The sequence below is a fragment of the Peribacillus sp. SIMBA_075 genome, assembly GCF_046534585.1.
Map to the genome: position 1 here is coordinate 1 of NZ_JAWRYN010000922.1, position 260 is coordinate 260.

General features: G+C 47.3%; 1 protein-coding gene. It reads right to left on the reverse strand.

The genetic code is table 11. The features are described 5' to 3' along the window. Positions 1-260, reverse strand: a 260-nt coding sequence (locus SB775_RS30950) for a CpsB/CapC family capsule biosynthesis tyrosine phosphatase (RefSeq protein WP_410865094.1), incomplete at both ends; no start/stop codon positions are given.

Sequence of the window (260 nt, forward strand, 5' to 3'; positions counted from 1 at the left end):
CTTGCCCTTCTCTATGTCTTGTGGCTCAAGAACGTACAAGTCTTGGTCTAGGAGTATCCGGTCATTATTCTCGAGCAAGATGTCGATCATCTCGTGGCGGTTCTTTTTCTCTAGTACATCTAGGCCCGCATTGAAATGGAACGGACGTACATCTTCACTATGGACATCCGACCCGTATACATGGATCATATTGGCATCGATGAGCTGAAGGGCTGTTTTTTGGATGCTCTTGCCAAAGCTTCCGGACAAAGATCCAGCTG